Below are 19,803 nucleotides of genomic sequence, written 5' to 3'. Positions count from 1 at the left end.
TTTTTGGGTTAAAAAAAGTGGCTTATTTTCTATACTCAAGCAAGTTGCTCAACTTCTACACGCACGGCATAAAATCGCTAGGCGTGCGGAATTTTTTTTCTTGACGCCTAGCAATTTATCGCAAGACGCAGGGAATTTCACCCACTCGCAGAGCACTATTTATCAGCCAATTACAACAAGTCTTTTTTTAAACAAAAAAGCATACAAAAACAGAGGCTTTTCTAGCCCCTGTTTTGCTTATTCTTTCTCAAATTTAATATTGCTTAATGCCTTTTTAAGCGATACTCCTGGCGTAAAGATTACTTTAGGCGTCTTAATCATTCCCACATTAAAGTCTTTTTCAGTGGCAGCCCCCTCACTGCTCAGCGAAAGACGAAAGGTTCCAAATTCTCCTAATTTAACACTCTTGCCCTCTACCAATTCCTTGGGTAGCTCCTCTAGCAAATTTTCTATCACATTGGCAATATCTCCCACTGTGAGCGAGGATTTATCTGCTATATTTTTAGCAAGAGCGCGCTGCTCTGTCGTGCCTGTCTTCACCGCATTGGCATACCATTTCTTTTCCTCTCGGTTTTGAGGATTTGCTTTTATTTCTTTATTAAGAGGGAGTTAGAATGGGAGTACAAAAGAAGCTGAGGGCTCTCATTTCTTTTCCCCTACTCCAAGTCTTCACAAAACTTTGCACCAAGTCAAAAGAAGAGGTAAAAAAACACTCCATTCTCTCAAAAAGAAATTAAAAAGCCTGCAAAGTTTTTCTGACAAAGAACTCGCAGGCCTTGATAGTTTTCATTGTATTTAGAAACCTAATATAGGTACGTAAATAGAGTTCACTAAAGGTATATACTTAGTCTTGACGACAACGTATACCTCTACCAAATCCTCTACCCCACCAACTATCAGGATCACTCCCCCTAGGTGTTATTCCTAGATAAAATGCATTTCGCTGGTTATATGTCGTCCAAGCGTAATAGTAACCATATTTTTTCCCAGGTCCATGATCAACTCCAGAAGCTATCATCTCTCCATTTTCTGTCAATTTAAGTACATCTTGCTCCCAACCTGACCACGTTTTTTGATTTAATAAATTGTTATACTGAACCCATTCTTCTCTCGTCGGAACATGAAATCCTGAAGGGCATGGGTTATCATACGACAATAATTTATCGTCTGGATACCATGGCATATCTGGATGAACTCTCTCTGCAGTAGTTTCATTCGGATACCTTGTCAGCTCATGTCCATCTGCCGCTCTACCCCATTGAAAATGAGATCCATAAGCATCGAGATCCCTTAAGCTCTTCGCTTGCTTCGTAGGATTAAATGATGGGTCTTCTACATTTGCATAATTTGCGCCTAAATTATTATTCAACCAAAGCTTACCATCCAAACCTTGCAAAGGTAAATAGACAAACCTATGTTCATACCTACCATTTGTTATCACATTAAAATTCTTATCTAAAATGCCCCCTATTCCTTTTAGATCTACAACAAATTTATTACCATCTATATCTACATTAAAAACTGCTATATCATAAGATTGACCAGGAGCTAATTGCTTCACCTTATACTCCCCATCACCTTTCACTTCTATAGTAGCTATAATTTCTCCAGAATCATTAAAGTTACCAGCAGGAATGGATAAACTTAAATCATTTCTATCTCCACCTTCTCCTTCTGCTGTTGTTTTGACTATATTAATCTCTTTATAACTTCCCTTACCGTTGGTATACGGTATTTTTATTATTATTTTATCATCTCCGTTATTTATCCTTCCTTGAATTGGATACTGATCATGTATAAGCGATCCTGTATAATGAAGTAGTACATCTTGTAAAGTCGCACTACCAAAAACCACATTAGTCTGTTGAGTTGCAATAAGCCCTAATCTTTCAAATTTAGCACTCAAAACTCCTCCTGCAGGGGATCCTGTCAAATTATAATACAATATTTTGCTCTCTCCACTATTAAGACTTACATCAGAATTTTGCCCATGCCCCCACATTCTTATGTTTCCACCAGGGTTACTTATACTCACAGCGTTAGAAAAATCTACATGACTTATGGGCAAAGCTCCATTATTTACCAATTTAAATTTAATCTTATTCTCTGGTCTTACAGGCACTCCCGCTACATAATTCCCTTCAAAACCAGCTGATTCTATAACCACATTTTGAGACTGTGTAGCTCCTCCTGTAGCGAGAATATTTGTCTTAGGTAGGCAATCCCAATTGGGATTGCCTGCTTTTAATCCATAATACATCTCTAAACATTGCTTAGTAGTATTAAAAATCATAGTACCTACCTTCACCCCTTGAAACTTCTCGCGCTGTGCTGTGCTAAAATTAGGGAAAGAAACCCCTTGTGCATAAGTTTCATCTTTCTTTAACATGCCATCATGCCGAGACACCTCTAAACTCGCATCAGGAGTAGTTGTATTTATCCCCACACGCCCCGTATAGTCTTGCTGTTGCGCGCTCAGTGCAAATGGTATCACTAATGCAAATATCAATGTTCTCTTCATATTCTTTTTACTTTTTTAAAAATTAAACTTTGTTTACGCTTTGCAAAAAAGCCTGCAAAATTAATCTCAGAAAGAATTTGCAGACTATTTCTTCTGCCATCATTCAAAGCTATAGATTACTCTAAACCTTGCATTTGAAATTCATATTTTAATTACGCTTAATTGTAATATACACTACAATCCGCATCACTTGTACCTGAATTTACACCATTATTACAGCTATTTTCTAATGCTTGCCTACATTTGGATTCAGCTCCTTGGTAAGAATAAGATGATCCTGAAACGGTAAAATAATCTCCATATCTGGTTCCAGTTCCTTCAAAATAAGCACATCTAGCCCTACCTCTATAATAATACATTGATTGGCGACAACTTCCATTTTTGTTTACATAATCTTGTCCTTCTGCATCTACTAATCTTTTAGCTTCTTCCTGAGCTTTATCTCTAGCTTTTTGGTCTGCATCTGCTTGGCTAACTGCACTTGTAGCCGTTGCTGTCGCTTCTTTTGCATAATACATAGTATTCCCAACAAAACCATAACCACAAGTTAATTTCACAAAACCTGCGCTATATCTCTGTGTCTGTGTAGAAGTCCAACCACCAAAACCTTTAAGCTCTACAGTAAAATGAGAACCATTTATATTCACTGGAAAAGTAGCAATCGTATACGATTGATCTGCAGGCATTTTTTTAACCTTATAAGAACCATCACCAGATACTCCTATCGTTGCTACTAATTTCCCTGTACCTCTAAATGTACCCCGTGGTATTTTTAAAGTCAATTCATTCTCATCTCCATCTTGTCCAGGCGCTGAAACTCTTGTCACACTCACCTCATCATAATTTCCTTTTCCATTCGTATATGGAATATCTATCGTTACTTTATAAGTACCATTATCCATATATCCTTGCACACTAATAGATGTAGAAGATAATGAAACCACATTTTTTGTAATTGTTGAGTTTGTAAATGTTGCTGTTCCCCTTCCAATTATCATGCTTTGCTCTGCGTACAAACCAGACTTGTCAAAAATAGCTTTTATCTCTCCCGTTTTTGGCGTTCCTTCCAATGTCCATGATATAACTTTTTTCTCTCCACCATTTAAAGATATTGATTGATTCTGGCTACCAATAACTTTTAGTGAACTTCCTCCGTTTTCTATAGTAACGGCTCTTGATAAATCTATATTCGTAATTGCTGAAAAACTATCATTGATCAATTCAAATTTAACCTTATTTTCTCCAGTAGCTCTCACTCCATCCAAATAATTCCCTTCAAAACCGGCCGCTTCTACTCGAACATCTTGTGCCTGCTGTTGATTTCCATCACAACGAATACAATCCCAGTAATGTTCCCCTTCTTTAAGACCATAATACATCTCCAAACATTGCTTGGTCGTATTAAAAATCATAGTACCCACCTTAACATCTCGAAACTTTGCTCGCTCATCCGTACTAAAGTTAGGAAATGTTACTCCCTGCGCCTGTGCCTCTGGCAAACTAGCGTTCTCTAAAATATCCAAGGTAGCTTTAGGACTACTTGTCCCTATACCTACTCTACCCTCGGCTTCTTGCTGAGCATAAAGACTTACACTCAACAAGGTAAACCACATTAGTAAAAAAATTCTCTTCATACTTTTTAAAATTTAAATTTTACTTTTTATTTCTTTTTTATTTATAACAGGTTCTCTTTTTATCAAAAAAAAGCCTTACCATGGCATTAGGGGAATACCACAGCAAGGCTAAAACTTAAAAACAATGTCGGCTATTCTCATAGCGAACATTTCTCCATAACTCTTTTGGTCTCTCAACCAAAAAAATTAAGTATGAAAAAAAACATTCTACTAGGAAGCTCGTTCCATGAGAATAAGTGAAAAAAAGTATTTTACAGTGTGGGGCACTGCAAAAACATCTCTTTATAAAAAGATAAAAAGATGTATATAAACATAAAGCCAAAGCTCCTAAATGGAACTTTGGCTTTAGTCTTTTTATACAATATAGTGTAGCTAGCACTAAACTAGCACCATTGTTTTTTTTCTTTAAATTGAATGAAAAACTACTTGCAAATGCAAATCGCAGAAAGTAAACTATACACGCACAATTATACTGTGTGTGTTTACACTTTTTCTCGAACTAGGCAAGAAAAAGATGTTAAACTTATCACAATCCATTATATGTAGCACACACTGTTTCATAGAATTGGGGCAAAGCTATAAAAAGTTTTAGGATCTGCAAGCTCTTAGGGTGTTAAAGTTTTTGATCACCACAAGATCTCTTATAAAGTATATACACTATTTTTTATAAAAAACTCGCTTGCTCGGTACGCTCAAAGCCTATATCTATTTTAAGGTTTTCGCCATCAGCAGCCTCGGTCGCCAGTTGGTCGGCGCGTTCGTTCCATTTATGTCCTGCGTGTCCTTTAATCCACTCGAGTTTCACATTGTGCTTGCGATAATTGCGCAAAAATCGCATCCATAGATCTGGATTTTTCTTCCCAGAGAAATTCTTTTTTTCCCAATTAAAAACCCATCTCTTATTCACCGCATCGCACACATACTTAGAGTCTGTAACAATAACGATGTCTTGCTTTCCTTTTAGTTTCTCCAAAGCGGTAATGGCTGCGAGAAGTTCCATTCGGTTGTTGGTCGTATTGCGAAATCCCATCGAAAACTCTTTTTTGAGTTTAAGCTCGGGAGCAATCAGCACCACACCAAATCCTCCTCTCCCGGGATTACCTCGCGAAGAGCCATCTGTAAAGGCGTAAATTTGCATTTTTTACAACCCTCTTTGGTTTCGGATGTCTGCCATTTGCAAGGCGGCTACGGCGGCTTCTACACCCTTGTTTCCGTGCTTTCCTCCTGCTCTATTGCGAGATTGCTCAATATTATTATCTGTCAAAACACAGAAAATCACAGGCGTGTTTTGCGACACATTAAGCTGCATAATACCTTGTGTTACGCCTTGGCACACAAAATCAAAATGTGCCGTTTCGCCACGAATTACACTCCCAATAACGATTATAGCATCGCAATATTTTGTCAAAAGTTTAGCACCATAAGGCAATTCAAAACTTCCTGGCACTTCTAGTGTTTTAATGTTCTTATCTGATGCGCCTAAGTCTTTTAAAGTTTCAATCGCGCCATCTCTAAGTGCATGCGTGATTTCTGAGTTCCAAGATGAAACAACAATGCCAAACTTATAAGGTTTGGCACTGGGTAGTTCTTCTTTATTGTATTGAGATAAATTTTTGTTTTCTGTTGCCATTATTATTTAGCATTGGTTAAAAGGACATACAATTTATCCATATCTGAACCTAATCCTTCTGCGTATTCTTTATTATACGCTTCTATCAATTTCACTGCTTCGTCGAATTTCTTGGTTTCGTATGCTAGAATAGCAGCTTTTCTGGTATAGATTCTTTGGATTGTTTGCACATTAGTAGCTTTAGCGGCTTTGGCATAAGCTTCATAAGCTTCTTCTTTTTTTCCTAACTGAGAAAGTGCATCTCCTATCGCTCCTTCTTTCACAGCACCTGCTACTTCTTCAGAGGTTTTAAATGCTTTAAAATCATCTATCGCCTCTTGATATTTTCCTAATTTATAGTTTGCTACACCTGCTTTGAATTTAGCTAAATTCGCTGCATTGGTTCCTCCAAAATCTTCAATGATTTGATCAAAACCTAAGAAAGCACCTGCACTACCGTTTAAGGCTAATTGCATAGAGTCTTGCTGATACATTCTATCTGCAGTTACGATTTCTTTGTTAGCTTCCTCATTTTTAGGATCTACAATAAATCTTAAATAAGCGAAATAACCTAAAACTACGACCACTAAGGCACCAAAAATGATTCCTAAAAGTTTGGCATTTTTTTCTAAAAAGTGCTCTGAACTTTGTGCAGTTTGTTCTAATTTCTCAAAAGCCTCCTGTGTGGCGTATTTTTTATGATTCTCTTTTCTTGCCATTTTTCTATGGTTTACAATATGCAAAAGTAATAATTAATATGCTAAAAATAAAATGATTTTTTGAATTGAAAGATTTTTTAATCTTTTACGATTCCAAAGGGCGTGCGTTTGATTTTATTGTCGCGTGTATTTTTGCGAATGGCATGGTTTTTTTCCCAGCTTTCTTTGTTCACATAGCCGCGTGCGTGGTCGAGGTGCACTACGATGGCACTATAACGAATTTGCTTGCCACGAATTCCGTAATTTTCAAGACGCTCGCCTAGCTCGCGATCTTGCCCACCGTATTGCATTCGCTCATCGAGACCGTTCACAGCCACAATGTCCTCTTTCCAGCCTGAGGCGTTATGCCCGTTCCAAGTGGGCTTGGTAGGCGTGATGTGGTTGAGCAACTTTTCCTTTAACCCACTCGCCGAAAGTTTATTATTTTTAAAAGATTTTTTAAGCCCATTGGCTACGAGCCATTTCACATCAAAACAGCGTTGTTGCACGATGTCGTCTTCTGAGATTAATTCAGAAATATTCATCGGGAGCATAAAATATCCGCCCGACAAAAATCTGCCTTTTTCTTTATTTTTAAAATGAACTTCCACAAAATCCTTTCGCGGAATGCAGTCGCCATCAGACATGATGATGTATGGTGCCTTGCATTGTACTACGGCTTTGTTTAAAATTTCAGATTTCTGAAAGCCTCTATCCTCGTGCCACACATGCGTAATTGGGAATTTGGCTATTTTTTTAAAATCCTCAATCATCTCTCGTGTGTCTTCTCGAGAGCCATCGTCGGCAATCACTAGCTCAAAGTCTTGAAAAGTTTGCTGGTTGTAGCCCCACAAAACTTTTTGCAACCATTCTTTGGCATTGTAAGTACTTATGATTACCGAAATTTCCATACTTCTTAAATAAATTAGTTTTTTATGATTATTTTAATAAAACGCATTCTATCTCAGCGCAAATTTACATATCTTTGCGCACATTGCAGTAACAAATCTATGGCTAATTTTTTTAGAAAAGTTTATTTGGGAATCATGAAACGCCTTAAATTTCTCCCTAGTCCTAAGTATGTAGGCTACTACTACGAATACTACACAGGGAAGAAATATAAGGATGAAAACCCAACGGAATTTAACGAAAAAATCCAATGGTATAAGGCGCATTTTCGTCCCCAAATCCTAAATCAATTAGTGGATAAATACGCCGTGCGAGAATATGTGAAAGAAAAAATTGGCGAAGAATATTTAAACGAATGTCTTGGCGTTTATGACAAAGTGAGTGATATTGATTTTGATACATTACCCAACAAATTCGTAATCAAGGCAGTGCATGGCTATGGCTTCAACTTGATTGTGCCCGATAAATCTAAACTTAATCGTGCCAAAGCTAAACTCAAAATGCAAAAATGGATGCACCGCAATCAATATTTCCGTGGCGGACAAGAGTGGGCTTACAAAGATATTAAACCGCGTTTGGTAATAGAAAAATACTTAGATGAGCTAGGTCGTGGTTCCATTACAGATTATAAATTTTACTGTTTCGGGGGCAAACCTGAATTTGTAGAAGTGCATCTCGATCGCGAACAAAATCATAAATCGGGCTTTTTTGATTTAAATTTTGAATTATTGCCATTTCGTGATGTTCCCGAAAACAAATGGATTAAAGGCTCCCAAGTTGAAAAGCCTGAAAACTTTGCTCAAATGATTGAAGTAGCAGAAAAACTTGCAGATAGATTTCCCTTTGTGCGTGTGGACATGTACTCTATTCGTGGGCAAATTATCTTTGGCGAAATGACTTTCTACCCCGCCGATGGGCGTGACGACTTTAAGCCAGAAAAATATAATAAAATCCTTGGGGATAAATTCATCCTTCCTGCTCTACCCGTAAACAAAACCGAAATTAAAAACTTTTAATCATGATTAGTATAATTGTTCCCATTTATAACAGCGATCGTTATCTACGCCAATGTTTAGAATCTATTCAGAATCAAACTTTTCAAGATTTTGAAGTGATTTTAATCAACGATGGCTCAAGCGACAACTCGCAAAGCATTTGTGAAGAATTTACTGCTAATGATGATAGATTTAAGCTCATCAACCAAGAAAATAAGGGAATTGCTGAAACCCGAAACATAGGCATTCAAAATTGCAAGAGACCTTACCTCACTTTTGTAGATTCAGATGATTGGTTAGAACTAGATATGCTAGAACTTCTCTACAGCAACTCCATAAAAGAAAATGCAGACATCGCTTGTTGTGGCTATTATATTGATAAGCCTAATAAATCTATTCCCGTTTGGCATCAAGGAAACAAAGAAATATGGGAAAAGAAAGAAGCTCTTTCTAAATTACTTATCAATAAAGAAATGAAAGATTATCCTTGGGCAAAATTGTATAAAAAAGATCTTTTTGATGGAATAACTTTTCCTCATGGTAAATATTTTGAGGATATATTTGTTATGTATAAGATATTTTTGAAATCAAATAAAGTAATCAAGATTAATCAATCTAAATCTCATTATAGAGAGCATAATTCGAGTATAACTTCAGATAAGACAACTTGTTTAGAAAAAGAACTTGATTTGTTTGAAGCTGTTTATGATTTATATCTATTTGCTAAAAATAATCCAGATTCTCTGGAAAATCCAAAACAGGTAATAGCCAGTATTGCCAAATCAATTTATCACATCAAAAAACAAAACATTCACCGATTTGCTTTGTTCAGCCGAGATTTTAGAACCATGAATGAAAAAATAAATCCTGTTCTAAAATCTATTTTGAAAGAAAATTCGCCTAATATGCTTGGAATGCATCGTGTCCTTGGTATTTGGTTAAGTCTTTATTGTCCAGTTTGTTTTAAATTTAAAAATTTATTTAAATGAAATTTTGGCTTTCTAGTTTAAACCAGAAAAACTATTTAATAGCGACTTTATTTCCTTTACTTATTTTTATAATTTTTGACTCCGTTTTATATTTTTCGGGATATAATTACGAAACTTTTGACCTTAAATGGCTAGCAAGCATCGGGAATATTTATATATTTTCTATTTTTTTATGGTGGTTTGTCGGCTTTTTAGTTAAACACAAATCCTATTTTAGGGACTTTCATTTTTGGATTCCCATTCTACTAAGTCTGGCAACTATATTGTGGTTTTATTCATACAAAGCTACAGCACATGCTAGTTATATTGTTGCTATTATTGCTATGCTTTATGGAATATACAAACGAGATTTTTATAAAATTTCCCCCAGTTTAATTTTTCTATTCCTGTATGCATTGTTGCAATTTATGGGACTTCTTTGGGTTAAAGACATTTCACTTAATGAAAATCAATGGATTATAGAAGACCAAATACCGCTTCTTATCCTCCCCGTAGTATTGTGTTTTTATAGATTAAGAGCTAAAGACATCAGCGTATTTTGTAGTATTATTTTTAAATTTTGTCTAGTACTTTTTATTTGGTACTGGATTGCTTATGTGCTTATTTGTCATAGTGCTGAAATTAGCTTTTTGTCTTGTTTTGGATTTCGTAAAGACTATCTCGCTCCTGAATCTCCTTTTGGGGTTCTATGCTTCCACACACAGAAACATTATAGCTTTATTGTTTGGCTTTTAACAATTGTGGGAGGAACAAGCTATGCGAGTTACTATCAAAATAAATCTGGCTTTATTTCTAAAGGCGAATTATTCATTTATTTCTTATTTCTGTTCTGTTTTATCAATATTTTACAAGTTAGGCTAGCCCAAGTTGTGTTCTTTATATTATTGCTGGTGATTATCTGCTTTGAAACGCTAAAATCATGGAATCTAAGAAATGTACTCATTATCTCCATAAGTGCTCTATCAATAGGAATATTTGGATTTATTTTCTTGTTTAATTATACCCATTTCTTTCATGACGAAACACGCAACATATTATATTCTAGCACACTAGCACAAATTCAGGAAAATCCATGGTTTGGTAGCGGAACGCTATCTGAGCAATCAATTATTTCAAAAACACCGATCGACTCCGATCTCTTTAAACATTTACACAATGATTTCTTGATGGCATATATTCGTCATGGTGTGCTGGGACTTGTTTTTCTTTGTTTGTTTCTCATATCTTACGCATGTGAAAGCTTTAAGCTAAAGGATTACAGAATGTTTTTCTTTCTATTCCCAACCTTTTTTCTCATGCTAGTAGACAGTGCCTTTTTTTATCAAAAAACAATTGTTTTAACCTGTATTTTCATCGGAGTTTTGTATGTCTCCCCTAAAAGAAATTTAGCTTAACCCTTCTATTAAAGCTTTGTATTTTTCGGGCTGATACATTTCATCAAAATCCACGACAAAAAACAACTCATTGCTACGAATATAGCGATTGAAATAATCTTTTTCTATACTTAACAGCTTTTCTCGTCCTCGGGTAAATCCATCGGCAAACAAACGGTGTGCAAAGCGATACTCGGTATTTGGGCGCAAATCATTCATGGCATCAAACGCCAAAATTTTATCTTTTTGCTCTTTTTCGCTCACAGGAAACGAAAACACCGAAGAGCAATAAATATTCGCCTCACTTTTGAAAGGCAGTGGCATTATCGCACCGATTTTCCCTAACGGATAAAACTCTTTTTCAGTATAATGATTGGTGTAAAGAAGCAATTTCCCATCGTGTAAATTGAGTTCTTTCAAGGCTTGAATAATGCTAATCGTAGCATACTGGTGATCCTCATGACTATCGATAAACGGATGAGGCGTAATAATTACATCTGGCTGAAATTCAGTTAAAATCATTTTTAAATTCTGAATCATATCATTCCAATTTGCCTCGCCCGCAAGTTTTTTACCCAACGATGAAAAATTAAATTTTCTAAAGATTTCAACATCATCGGTATTTAATTTATCGGAACCAAAATTCTTTTCAGGCTCACGATACATATCATCCAACATTTCGTTGAAGTAGCCAAGCATCAGCACATTTTCGGTAGGCACACCCGCCATCAAAGGCACCGTAAGAGCATTCCAAGTACGGATTTCGCCTTTCTTCAAATGCTGTTCTTGGACATCGGTATAGAGCTCTCTATACTTGAATTTCCCTCGCTCGCCCGCCGAAAAAGTGAGTACAAAAACATCTTTAGCAAACTGACTATACAAGCCATACGCCGCGATTTCGGCATCATCGGGATGTGGTGCTACGATTAGAATTTTTTTATCTTTTAATTCAGGATTTTTAAACTGAAATAGCTCTACCTCATCGCTACAAATCTGCATTCTCTTAGGTTTTAGAGTAATTTCTTTCACCGAATTAAAATTACTGATGTTTAAATATCTATCGCCTTTGGCACCATGCTCTATGTATTGTTTCAATGATTTACCCTCTGCCGAAATTTCAATGTATGGCTGTTTTAAAAAGCCTAATAAACTGCTTTTTACCTTGATTTTTAAGAATAATGTATGTTCTTGGACATCACTTGGCAAGGATAAAGAATTGTGTTTTAAATGCAATTTTTGTCCATTTTTAAAAGCGTGTTTTTCGTCTTGATTCACCGCATAGGGATAAGATTTTTTTCGCTTTTTGTAAAGTAAAAAAGTGCTGATAATTAGTATAACTAAAAATATAACAAACTCCATTATTTCTTTCTATTTTCGATTGCTTCTTGGTATAAATCCTTGGTATTTTTGGCGCAAAGTTTAGCATCAAATTTTTCTAACAAAACCTCATATGCTTTCTCAGCATATTCTTGTTTTAAATTAGGATTTTCTATCAAAGTATTTATTTTTTGAGCTAAAGTTTGGTGGTCTTTTATCTCGCTGAGCAAGCCATTTTCGGCATCGGTAATCGCTTCGGCAACACCACCCGCCTTGGTACTCACGACTGGAATTTTGTTTAAAAACGATTCATACACCGTGAGTGGCAAACCCTCTGACTGAGAAGACATTGCAAAAGTATCAAATTGTGGTAAATAGTATTTGGCTTCGGCAATTTGTCCTACAAAAATCAATTGCCTGTCCACATTTAGCTCTTTAGCCAAAGCTTCCAATGCTGGCGTAAATTCCGTTTCTTTTCCAATTTGCACGCAATACACATTTTCTTTGCCCAAAGTGTGAATTAAATAATCCATTGTGCGCACCAGCGTTTCCAAATCCTTGGCAGGCACATGATTGGCAATATTTCCTAATAGAAAAGCATCTTGCGGAATCTGGTATTTTTGGCGAAAATCGGGCATTTCTTTTTGCGAAGATTCAACCTTAATTCCGTCATAAATCACGCGCAATCTGTGATGATTTTCAGGTTTCACAAATTGTTTCAAATTTTCGCGCACCGCTCCCGAAACACAAATCGTAGCATCTATATTTTTGTAATTATACTTATATCTGCTCACAAAACTAGATTTTTCGCTAAATCCTTTGCGCGAAAACACGGTAGGCGTCTTGAGCGAAAACAGCAAATCTGCCACCAAATACAATGTCAAAAAATTACTTGTATGAGCATGTATCACTTCAATATGTTTCCTTCGGATATAGTCTCGTAAAGCTCGTGCCAAACTCGGCGAATAAATACTTTTTCGGGGCAAAGCACAAACCTTAATTCCCTTTTTTAAAGCATATTTTTGAATTTCTGAATCCTCATAGCACAAGATGTGATTTTCTACGCCCAGTGCCGATAAATTCTCGATTAAATCCGCTAATTGTTGTTCGTTTCCGCTCCAGTGGTGTTTAGACCCCGATAGGTGTAAAACTTTCATGCTCATTTTATTTACTGCAAAGGTGCTATTTTTTTCTTAAACTTTGATGTAAATCTTTTTCCTGTCGAGCAGATAAGCAATGCTCCACATCAATACCAAAAATACCACAGAATACACAAAAGAACCCACATTTTCATTGGCAGACAAAGGTTTGCAAAATGTGGTATAAATATATTTTAAAGGCGTGGTAAATCCGTCTTGAGTAGGAATCCTTACCAAAGACAAAAGGCGCGGAATTAATCCACTTAAAACAAAAATAAATAGCGGGTTTTTCCCAAAAACATCAAAGAATTGCGTCAAAAAGTTTTTAGCTTTTAAAACCTCAATAAACCAAATCATAATGCTGATTGTGATAATCGCCAAGCCCGTGGTGTACAACACATAAGTGCTAGACCAAATTTTCTTGATAATGGGAAAATCCAATTGCCAAACATACGCTACAACAAGCAGAATCCCAGCACTTACAAATAGCATACTCAGCACTTTGTAATGCAGTTCGCTCGTTTTTGGTGCTCTCACAAAAAGCCAATTTACCTCACCTTGCGCCATGATGATTTTCCCTGCTAAATAGCCCAGTAAAACTTGTGCCGTAGACGAAATAGCACCAACAAATCCCTCAGGATCAAACGGAACGCCCTCTCCGTGATACATATGCGATTCGCCCAAAATGGCTAAATCTACCCTCGTTCCCCAAAAACCTTGCATGGAATACGGATCGGCTCCGCCCAAAAGTAAGGCTAAAAGCCAGTAGACGATGAGCAGTAAAAAACTTATGATTAAAACCTTTTTTTCCTTAAAATAGTAAGCAATAATGGCTGCAAAGAAATAAGCAAAAGCAATACGCTGCAAAACCCCTAAAATTCGCACATTCTCCCAATGTTTAAAGGTTAAAATTCCATCTTTCCATTGCACAAACGGAAACCAATTGAGCAACAAGCCGATGATAAAGATTAAAAATGTTCTTTTTAAAACTTTTCGCCAAAAAACTTGACTTCCCGCTTTCTGCATTCGTGGAATTACAAATGCCATGGCGTTCCCCACCGCAAATAAAAAGAATGGAAACACCAAATCTGTGGGCGTGCAACCTGCCCATTCGGCATGGGTGAGTGGCTTGAACATTGCACTCCACGAACCAGGATTATTAACTAAAATCATCAATGCTACCGTGGCTCCACGGAACACATCTAGGGAATAATAGCGGGGTTTCATATCTCTTCAGTTTCAAGTTCTAAAGATAATTGATTTTTTAAACCTAAACAAAAACTAAAAGGAGCTCTATATTATTTTATGTTTAAAGCAATCCCCCTTCACTCCTTAAGCCTCTTTTAAATAACACCTCCGCTTGTTTTAGAAAAAAGCAACTTATGTTTTAGGTCTTTTCTCCTTTAGTTTTAAAATAAATCCTTAAGGATTATAACAATAACCCTTAAGGGTTAGAATAAAAACCCTTGAGGGTTACTACAATAATCCTTAAGGGTTAAGATAAAAACTCTTAAGGGTTTTCTCTTAATCTCACTTAAGAATTTTCTAAAACATCCTTACAAAAGCGCAAACTCTTAGGCATAAATCATCTAAAAGAAAGGGAAAGATTTACTATAAATCGCCACAAAAAGCTTCACTAAAAATGTATAAAACTAAACTCCCCGCGCGGACTTTGTCCGCGCGGGGATAAGTTTATTCAAAAATGCTTACGAATTTACATCACAATATTCACGATTTTGCCTGGTACTACGATAATCTTTTTCGGGTTTTTTCCTTCAAGATATTTGGCAGTTTGTGGCTCTTCCATTACGGCTTTTTCGATTTCTTCTTTGCTTAAATCTAGTGGCAATGATAGGGTAAATCTCATTTTTCCGTTAAATGAAATCGGATATTCTTTGTTGTCTTCTTTCAAATATTTTTCTTCAAAAATAGGGTAGGGCTGGCGTGTTACGCTGTCCTCGTTGCCCAAAACATGCCACAATTCCTCGGCAATATGCGGCGCAAATGGCGAAAGCAAAATCACCAATGGCGAAAGGATTTCAGCCTTGTTGCATTGTAGTTTTTGCAAATCGTTTACGGCAATCATAAAGGCAGAAACCGATGTATTGAACGAGAAATTCTCGATATCGTCTGTCACTTTTTGAATTAAAGTGTGCAATACTTTAAGCTCTTCTTTACTCGCTGGCGCATCCACTACTTGAAGCTCGTCGTTTTTAAAGAACAAACGCCATAGCTTTTTGATGAATCCATTTACTCCACTTAGTCCATTGGTAATCCATGGTTTGGACTGCTCAATTGGACCCAAAAACATTTCGTACATACGCAAAGTATCCGCTCCGTATTCGTTGCAAATATCATCTGGATTTACGACATTAAATTTAGATTTAGACATTTTTTCTACCTCACGCGAAACATAGAATTTTCCGTCGTCTGATACAATAAATTCAGCGTCTTTTAAGTCATCTCTCCAATTTTTGAAAGCCTGCGTATCTAGCACATTGTTCCCGCTCACAAAGCTTACATCTGCGTGAACAGGTGTGGTTTCGTAGCCCTCAAGTTTATCGGCAGAAACATATTGATTGGTATTATTCACACGATGAACAAAAGCACTTTCGCCCAAAATCATTCCTTGGTTGATGAGTTTTTTAAACGGCTCTTCTGAACTTACAAAACCTCTATCTTTTAAGAATTTAGTCCAAAAACGGCTATATAGCAAGTGCCCCGTTGCGTGCTCACTTCCGCCCAAATATAAATCCACATTTTGCCAATATTTTAATGCTTCGTCTGATGCCAAAGCGTCTTCGTTTTGCGGATCCATATATCGGAACTGATACCATGAGCTACCTGCCCAGCCTGGCATGGTGTTTAACTCTAATGGAAACACCGTTTTTTCATCAATTAATGAATTTTCTACCACTTGGTTTTTCTCGATATCCCAAGCCCATTGTGTTGCACGACCTAGTGGCGGCTCGCCCGTTTCGGTAGGGAGATATTCGCTTACTTCTGGCAACACGAGTGGCAAATGTTCCTCGCCAATCGACTGCGGAATGCCTTGGTTAAAATAAATCGGCACGGGCTCTCCCCAATAACGCTGACGGCTGAATACGGCATCTCTTAATCTATAATTGATTTTGGCTTTTCCTACGCCTAAACTTTCAATTTTTTCGATGGCCTTGTTCATGGCTTCTTTCACAGTAAGTCCATTCAAGAAATCAGAATTTTGCAAAGGCACCTTGGCTGTTTTATCGGTAAAGGCTTGCTCGCTGATGTCTACTCCCTCGAAAATATTTTCGATGGATAAATCAAAAGTTTTTGCAAAGGCATAATCACGCTCATCGCCCGCAGGCACCGCCATCACAGCCCCCGTTCCGTAGCCTGCCAACACATAATCGGCAATCCAGATTGGCACTTCTTTACCACTGATTGGATTGATGGCATAGGCTCCTGTGAACACGCCCGTTACGCGTTTTACCTCTGCCATACGCTCACGCTCGCTGCGTTTGGCTGTTTCCTCGATATAGGCATCGATGGCTTCTTTTTGTGCTGGTGTTGTGAGCTGCTGCACCAAATCGTGCTCAGGTGCCAACACCATAAACGAAACGCCAAAAATGGTATCAGGACGAGTAGTAAAAACCTCGATTTCGGTATTTTCTTGTCCTTTAACTTTAAATTTTACCGATGCACCTTTGGATTTCCCAATCCAGTATTTTTGAGATTCTTTTAGTGCGTCTGTCCACTCAAGATCTTGCTCGTTGTATTCGATTCCGTTGAGCAATCTTTCGGCATAGGCAGTGATACGCATCATCCATTGGCGCATTTTTTTGCGCACTACGGGATGTCCTCCACGCTCAGATAAGCCGTTGATTACCTCATCATTGGCAAGCACAGTACCCAGCGCAGGGCACCAGTTCACCTCTGCCTCGGCAAGATAAGTGAGCCTATATTTTAGTAATATTTCTGATCTTTCTTTGTCTGAAAAAGCTTGCCAATCTTCGGCGGTAAAGCTTGGCGTGTCTTCGTCACAAGCAACATTTAAATTAGCATTTCCATTTTTTTCAAAATGTGCAATCAATTCGCTGATTGGTTTGGCTTTCTGGTCTTGATTGCAAAAAAACGAATCAAATAATTGCAAGAAAATCCACTGTGTCCAGCGATAATAATCGGGATTGGAAGTGCGGATTTCTCTGTCCCAATCAAACGAAAAACCGATTTTGTCTAACTGCTCACGGTAGCGAGCAATGTTTTCTTTAGTCGTGATGGCTGGGTGCTGCCCTGTCTGGATAGCGTATTGCTCAGCAGGCAAACCAAAGCTGTCGTAGCCCATAGGGTGCAAAACATTGAAGCCTTTGTGGCGTTTGTATCGCGCATAAATGTCTGATGCTATGTAGCCGAGCGGGTGCCCCACATGCAGACCTGCGCCTGATGGATAGGGGAACATATCGAGTACATAAAATTTTGGCTTATCTGAATGATTTTCTGCCTCGTAAATTCTATTTTCTGCCCAAAACTTTTGCCATTTGGGTTCTATTTGATTGGGTTGATATTGCATAATTATTTGAAATAAATTAAGTAATCTTCTATAAGTTGCGAAGGTAGTGATTTTTTCGAAGATTTAAAGATTGGATTTTTAGCTTGTTTTAAACTTAATTTCTTAACATTTTAAATGATTTAAAAATTGTATTTTAGTTGTGTTTAAAAGATTTTTAATGAAAAACCTATTTTTAATGGCTTTAGTGCCAACGGTTATGCTGTTATTAGTTGCTTGCGCAACAAAGAAAAATGCAACGGCTACAAAAGACTCAATAAGCATTAAGGACACTTTGAGTGCTTCCTATTGCAGAAATATTTATGATAATCAAAAAGTCCCGAACAAACTGAAAATTATAGAACAAACTTGTTTGGAACTATATCCGCCTAAGTATAATTTGGTGATAGAAGAAACCCAAAAATTAAATAATGGCTGGCACGTAGTCTACGCTAAGGATTTGAACTCAGAAAAAAAGTATAAAATCATTTCATACAATGAAAAAAAGCAGGAAAATTCAGTTGGGGATACAATAAGAAATGTGATATTAGAACTTTTTCCTAAAAAATTTAAAATAGGAACTACTGAAATTGATCATGCTCATAATTTAAGCATAAATTGTTTCAAAGGATACATGAACGAAGATATTTGCAGAGAACCGCGTAACGGATATTTATACATTTATTCATCACCTGATTTTTAAAATGAAAAACCTATTTTTAATCCTTATCGGCTTGTTTTGTTTGGGCGTGAATGCGCAAGAAAAAAAAGAACACAAAACTATTTATGTGAAATTTGATTTTACGGGAAATGATAAAAGTGATTCAAAACACGATTAAAACTTTTAAAATCAAAAAATTAAATAAAGATGAATTGGTCTTAGAAGGGGGAAAATTCGATTTAAAACTTAGAAAAGAAAAAACGAAATAAAACTTAAAAAAGCCAAGAAAAAATAGGAGACAAGCAATCCCGTGTGCGCAAGTTTGCAAATTTTTGTACAAGGCATTTATTTTTGGGTATAATATTACGGTGTAATTTAAATTTTAATCATCGTAAAAAACGAAAATCTATGCTAAGTATCTTGTACCAAAACATTCCGATTTTTGCTATTTCAGACACGGATTTGGGCACTCGTTTTATGAATGTGAGTTTTATCAGCCATTGAAAATGATATTTTGGCACAATTGTTTGTAATTCAATCATATTTTAAAATTTAAAACTTATGATGCTTTCGATTTTGCCCAGCAATGTGATTTGGCCAGCACTTTACATCGCCGAAAATTTGCTAAAATTCTGGTTTTTAATTATTATGACTATCGTCGTGGAAATGTTTGTGCTCAAATACGCGCTTGGCTATAGTTATTTAAAATCCTTTGTCGCTTCGTTGATTGGGAATCTCGTTTCGGGGCTCGTCGGTACATTTTTGATGGCTTTTGGAATGCTGGGCTGGCATTTTATTTTTGATAGCATTTTGTTTGATTCCACCTTCAATCTCGTGAATTGGGTGGCAAGCTATGTTTTGATGTGCTTGGGCAGCGTGGCCATTGAAACTTTAGTCATAAAACTAATTTACAAAGAAAAATTTAAAACACTTTTTAAGCCTTTATTAATCGGGAATATGCTTACCTACATCATCATTGCAGCGATTAATATTTTTGATGCAAAACCAGCAACATCCGACCCAAAAGTCAGCGTTTTGGAACAAACTACTTATATTCCGCTCAAGCAAGAATTTCAGCTACTTGATAGCACGCAAATTCATTTGGCAGACGAAGCCGAATTTAAAATTATGGAATATCAATTAAACGATTCGCTCTACAACAAAAAAATATTATTTATCCCATTTCAAGGCGAAAAAGAGAATTATGCTAGATTTCATTTTGAGCCATTGGGCAAAAATGATAAAGCATTTGGATTTCCTAAAGAGAACATAGAAATTACGCTAAACGATACACCAAGCGACAGCATTGTGCTACAACTTAGACAAAAAATGCCAAATTCTTACAAATGGCCCCAACAGCCAACGGATACTTTGGTGTTGATTAAAAAATAATTTTCAATGATTTATGATTTAAAATTTATATTTTTGTGAAA

General features: G+C 36.6%; 17 protein-coding genes. 6 read left to right on the top strand and 11 right to left on the bottom strand.

Annotated features, from left to right (window positions below; all coding sequences use genetic code 11):
- Positions 1–237: 237 nt before the first annotated feature.
- The 7 genes from ORNRH_RS04785 to ORNRH_RS04755 form a co-directional block, all read right to left on the bottom strand.
- Positions 238–591 carry an HU family DNA-binding protein gene (locus ORNRH_RS04785; RefSeq protein WP_014790777.1) on the bottom strand — a complete coding sequence of 118 codons (354 nt, stop codon included), beginning with the start codon at positions 589–591 and terminating at the stop codon, positions 238–240.
- Positions 592–844: 253 nt separating this feature from the next.
- Positions 845–2,521, bottom strand: coding sequence for a fibrobacter succinogenes major paralogous domain-containing protein (locus ORNRH_RS04780; protein WP_014790776.1), 1,677 nt, complete (start codon positions 2,519–2,521; stop codon positions 845–847).
- Between the two features lie 158 nt (positions 2,522–2,679).
- Positions 2,680–4,155, bottom strand: a complete 1,476-nt coding sequence (locus ORNRH_RS04775) for a DUF5977 domain-containing protein (RefSeq protein WP_014790775.1) — start codon at positions 4,153–4,155, stop codon at positions 2,680–2,682.
- 664 nt (positions 4,156–4,819) lie between these two features.
- A complete protein-coding gene (rnhA, locus tag ORNRH_RS04770) occupies positions 4,820–5,293 on the bottom strand; it encodes a ribonuclease HI (protein WP_014790774.1) in 474 nt (157 codons plus the stop codon).
- Between the two features lie 3 nt (positions 5,294–5,296).
- Positions 5,297–5,785: a 6,7-dimethyl-8-ribityllumazine synthase gene (gene ribH, locus ORNRH_RS04765; protein WP_014790773.1), complete on the bottom strand. Its 489-nt coding sequence runs from the start codon at positions 5,783–5,785 to the stop codon at positions 5,297–5,299.
- A gap of 2 nt (positions 5,786–5,787) precedes the next feature.
- Entirely contained in the window at positions 5,788–6,483 is a 696-nt protein-coding gene (locus tag ORNRH_RS04760) for a YfgM family protein (protein WP_014790772.1), read from the bottom strand.
- Between the two features lie 77 nt (positions 6,484–6,560).
- The gene (locus ORNRH_RS04755; protein ID WP_014790771.1) at positions 6,561–7,373 is read right to left on the bottom strand and encodes a glycosyltransferase family 2 protein; all 813 of its coding nucleotides are present in this window, start codon (positions 7,371–7,373) and stop codon (positions 6,561–6,563) included.
- 99 nt (positions 7,374–7,472) lie between these two features.
- On the opposite strand from ORNRH_RS04755, the gene ORNRH_RS04750 reads away from it, so the two are divergent.
- The 3 genes from ORNRH_RS04750 to ORNRH_RS04740 are packed head-to-tail and all read left to right on the top strand — an operon-like array spanning position 7,473 to position 10,749.
- Positions 7,473–8,387: an ATP-grasp fold amidoligase family protein gene (locus ORNRH_RS04750; RefSeq protein WP_036601337.1), complete on the top strand. Its 915-nt coding sequence runs from the start codon at positions 7,473–7,475 to the stop codon at positions 8,385–8,387.
- Between the two features lie 2 nt (positions 8,388–8,389).
- Entirely contained in the window at positions 8,390–9,355 is a 966-nt protein-coding gene (locus tag ORNRH_RS04745) for a glycosyltransferase family 2 protein (RefSeq protein ID WP_014790769.1), read from the top strand.
- Entirely contained in the window at positions 9,352–10,749 is a 1,398-nt protein-coding gene (locus ORNRH_RS04740; protein WP_014790768.1) for an O-antigen ligase family protein, read from the top strand. The genes ORNRH_RS04745 and ORNRH_RS04740 overlap by 4 nt, the downstream gene beginning before the upstream one ends.
- Here ORNRH_RS04740 and ORNRH_RS04735 read toward each other — a convergent pair.
- The 4 genes from ORNRH_RS04735 to leuS form a co-directional block, all read right to left on the bottom strand.
- Entirely contained in the window at positions 10,741–12,003 is a 1,263-nt protein-coding gene (locus tag ORNRH_RS04735; RefSeq protein ID WP_169313182.1) for a PIG-L deacetylase family protein, read from the bottom strand. The two genes, ORNRH_RS04740 and ORNRH_RS04735, sit on opposite strands and share 9 nt — an antisense overlap.
- 83 nt (positions 12,004–12,086) lie before the next feature.
- Positions 12,087–13,202, bottom strand: coding sequence for a glycosyltransferase family 4 protein (locus tag ORNRH_RS04730; RefSeq protein ID WP_014790766.1), 1,116 nt, complete (start codon positions 13,200–13,202; stop codon positions 12,087–12,089).
- Between the two features lie 36 nt (positions 13,203–13,238).
- Entirely contained in the window at positions 13,239–14,411 is a 1,173-nt protein-coding gene (locus tag ORNRH_RS04725) for an acyltransferase family protein (RefSeq protein ID WP_014790765.1), read from the bottom strand.
- 487 nt (positions 14,412–14,898) lie between these two features.
- On the bottom strand, positions 14,899–17,733 hold the full coding sequence (gene leuS / locus ORNRH_RS04720; protein WP_014790764.1) for a leucine--tRNA ligase: 2,835 nt from the start codon (positions 17,731–17,733) through the stop codon (positions 14,899–14,901).
- A gap of 157 nt (positions 17,734–17,890) precedes the next feature.
- Between leuS and ORNRH_RS04715 the strand changes: the two genes are divergently transcribed.
- From ORNRH_RS04715 to ORNRH_RS04710, 3 genes are all read left to right on the top strand, one after another.
- Complete coding sequence (locus ORNRH_RS04715) at positions 17,891–18,412, top strand: hypothetical protein (protein WP_042275208.1); 522 nt, start codon at positions 17,891–17,893, stop codon at positions 18,410–18,412.
- A gap of 1 nt (position 18,413) precedes the next feature.
- Entirely contained in the window at positions 18,414–18,548 is a 135-nt protein-coding gene (locus ORNRH_RS12475) for a hypothetical protein (protein WP_258205045.1), read from the top strand.
- Between the two features lie 383 nt (positions 18,549–18,931).
- The gene (locus ORNRH_RS04710) at positions 18,932–19,762 is read left to right on the top strand and encodes a hypothetical protein (protein WP_014790761.1); all 831 of its coding nucleotides are present in this window, start codon (positions 18,932–18,934) and stop codon (positions 19,760–19,762) included.
- Positions 19,763–19,803 lie beyond the last annotated feature (41 nt).

It is taken from the genome of Ornithobacterium rhinotracheale DSM 15997 (assembly GCF_000265465.1).
Classification (GTDB): Bacteria; Bacteroidota; Bacteroidia; order Flavobacteriales; family Weeksellaceae; genus Ornithobacterium; species Ornithobacterium rhinotracheale.
The sequence above is the reverse complement of the archived record's forward strand: the minus strand, read 5'-3'. Positions and strand labels throughout refer to the sequence as shown.

Coding starts and splice junctions, on each gene's coding strand:
- ribH (WP_014790773.1), bottom strand. CDS start 5,785: ATGGCAACAGAAAACAAAAATTTATCTCAATACAATAAAGAAGAACTA.
- ORNRH_RS12475 (WP_258205045.1), top strand. CDS start 18,414: ATGAAAAACCTATTTTTAATCCTTATCGGCTTGTTTTGTTTGGGCGTG.
- rnhA (WP_014790774.1), bottom strand. CDS start 5,293: ATGCAAATTTACGCCTTTACAGATGGCTCTTCGCGAGGTAATCCCGGG.
- ORNRH_RS04740 (WP_014790768.1), top strand. CDS start 9,352: ATGAAATTTTGGCTTTCTAGTTTAAACCAGAAAAACTATTTAATAGCG.
- ORNRH_RS04715 (WP_042275208.1), top strand. CDS start 17,891: ATGAAAAACCTATTTTTAATGGCTTTAGTGCCAACGGTTATGCTGTTA.
- ORNRH_RS04775 (WP_014790775.1), bottom strand. CDS start 4,155: ATGAAGAGAATTTTTTTACTAATGTGGTTTACCTTGTTGAGTGTAAGT.
- ORNRH_RS04760 (WP_014790772.1), bottom strand. CDS start 6,483: ATGGCAAGAAAAGAGAATCATAAAAAATACGCCACACAGGAGGCTTTT.
- ORNRH_RS04730 (WP_014790766.1), bottom strand. CDS start 13,202: ATGAAAGTTTTACACCTATCGGGGTCTAAACACCACTGGAGCGGAAAC.
- ORNRH_RS04755 (WP_014790771.1), bottom strand. CDS start 7,373: ATGGAAATTTCGGTAATCATAAGTACTTACAATGCCAAAGAATGGTTG.
- ORNRH_RS04750 (WP_036601337.1), top strand. CDS start 7,473: ATGGCTAATTTTTTTAGAAAAGTTTATTTGGGAATCATGAAACGCCTT.
- ORNRH_RS04710 (WP_014790761.1), top strand. CDS start 18,932: ATGATGCTTTCGATTTTGCCCAGCAATGTGATTTGGCCAGCACTTTAC.
- ORNRH_RS04780 (WP_014790776.1), bottom strand. CDS start 2,521: ATGAAGAGAACATTGATATTTGCATTAGTGATACCATTTGCACTGAGC.
- leuS (WP_014790764.1), bottom strand. CDS start 17,733: ATGCAATATCAACCCAATCAAATAGAACCCAAATGGCAAAAGTTTTGG.
- ORNRH_RS04745 (WP_014790769.1), top strand. CDS start 8,390: ATGATTAGTATAATTGTTCCCATTTATAACAGCGATCGTTATCTACGC.
- ORNRH_RS04725 (WP_014790765.1), bottom strand. CDS start 14,411: ATGAAACCCCGCTATTATTCCCTAGATGTGTTCCGTGGAGCCACGGTA.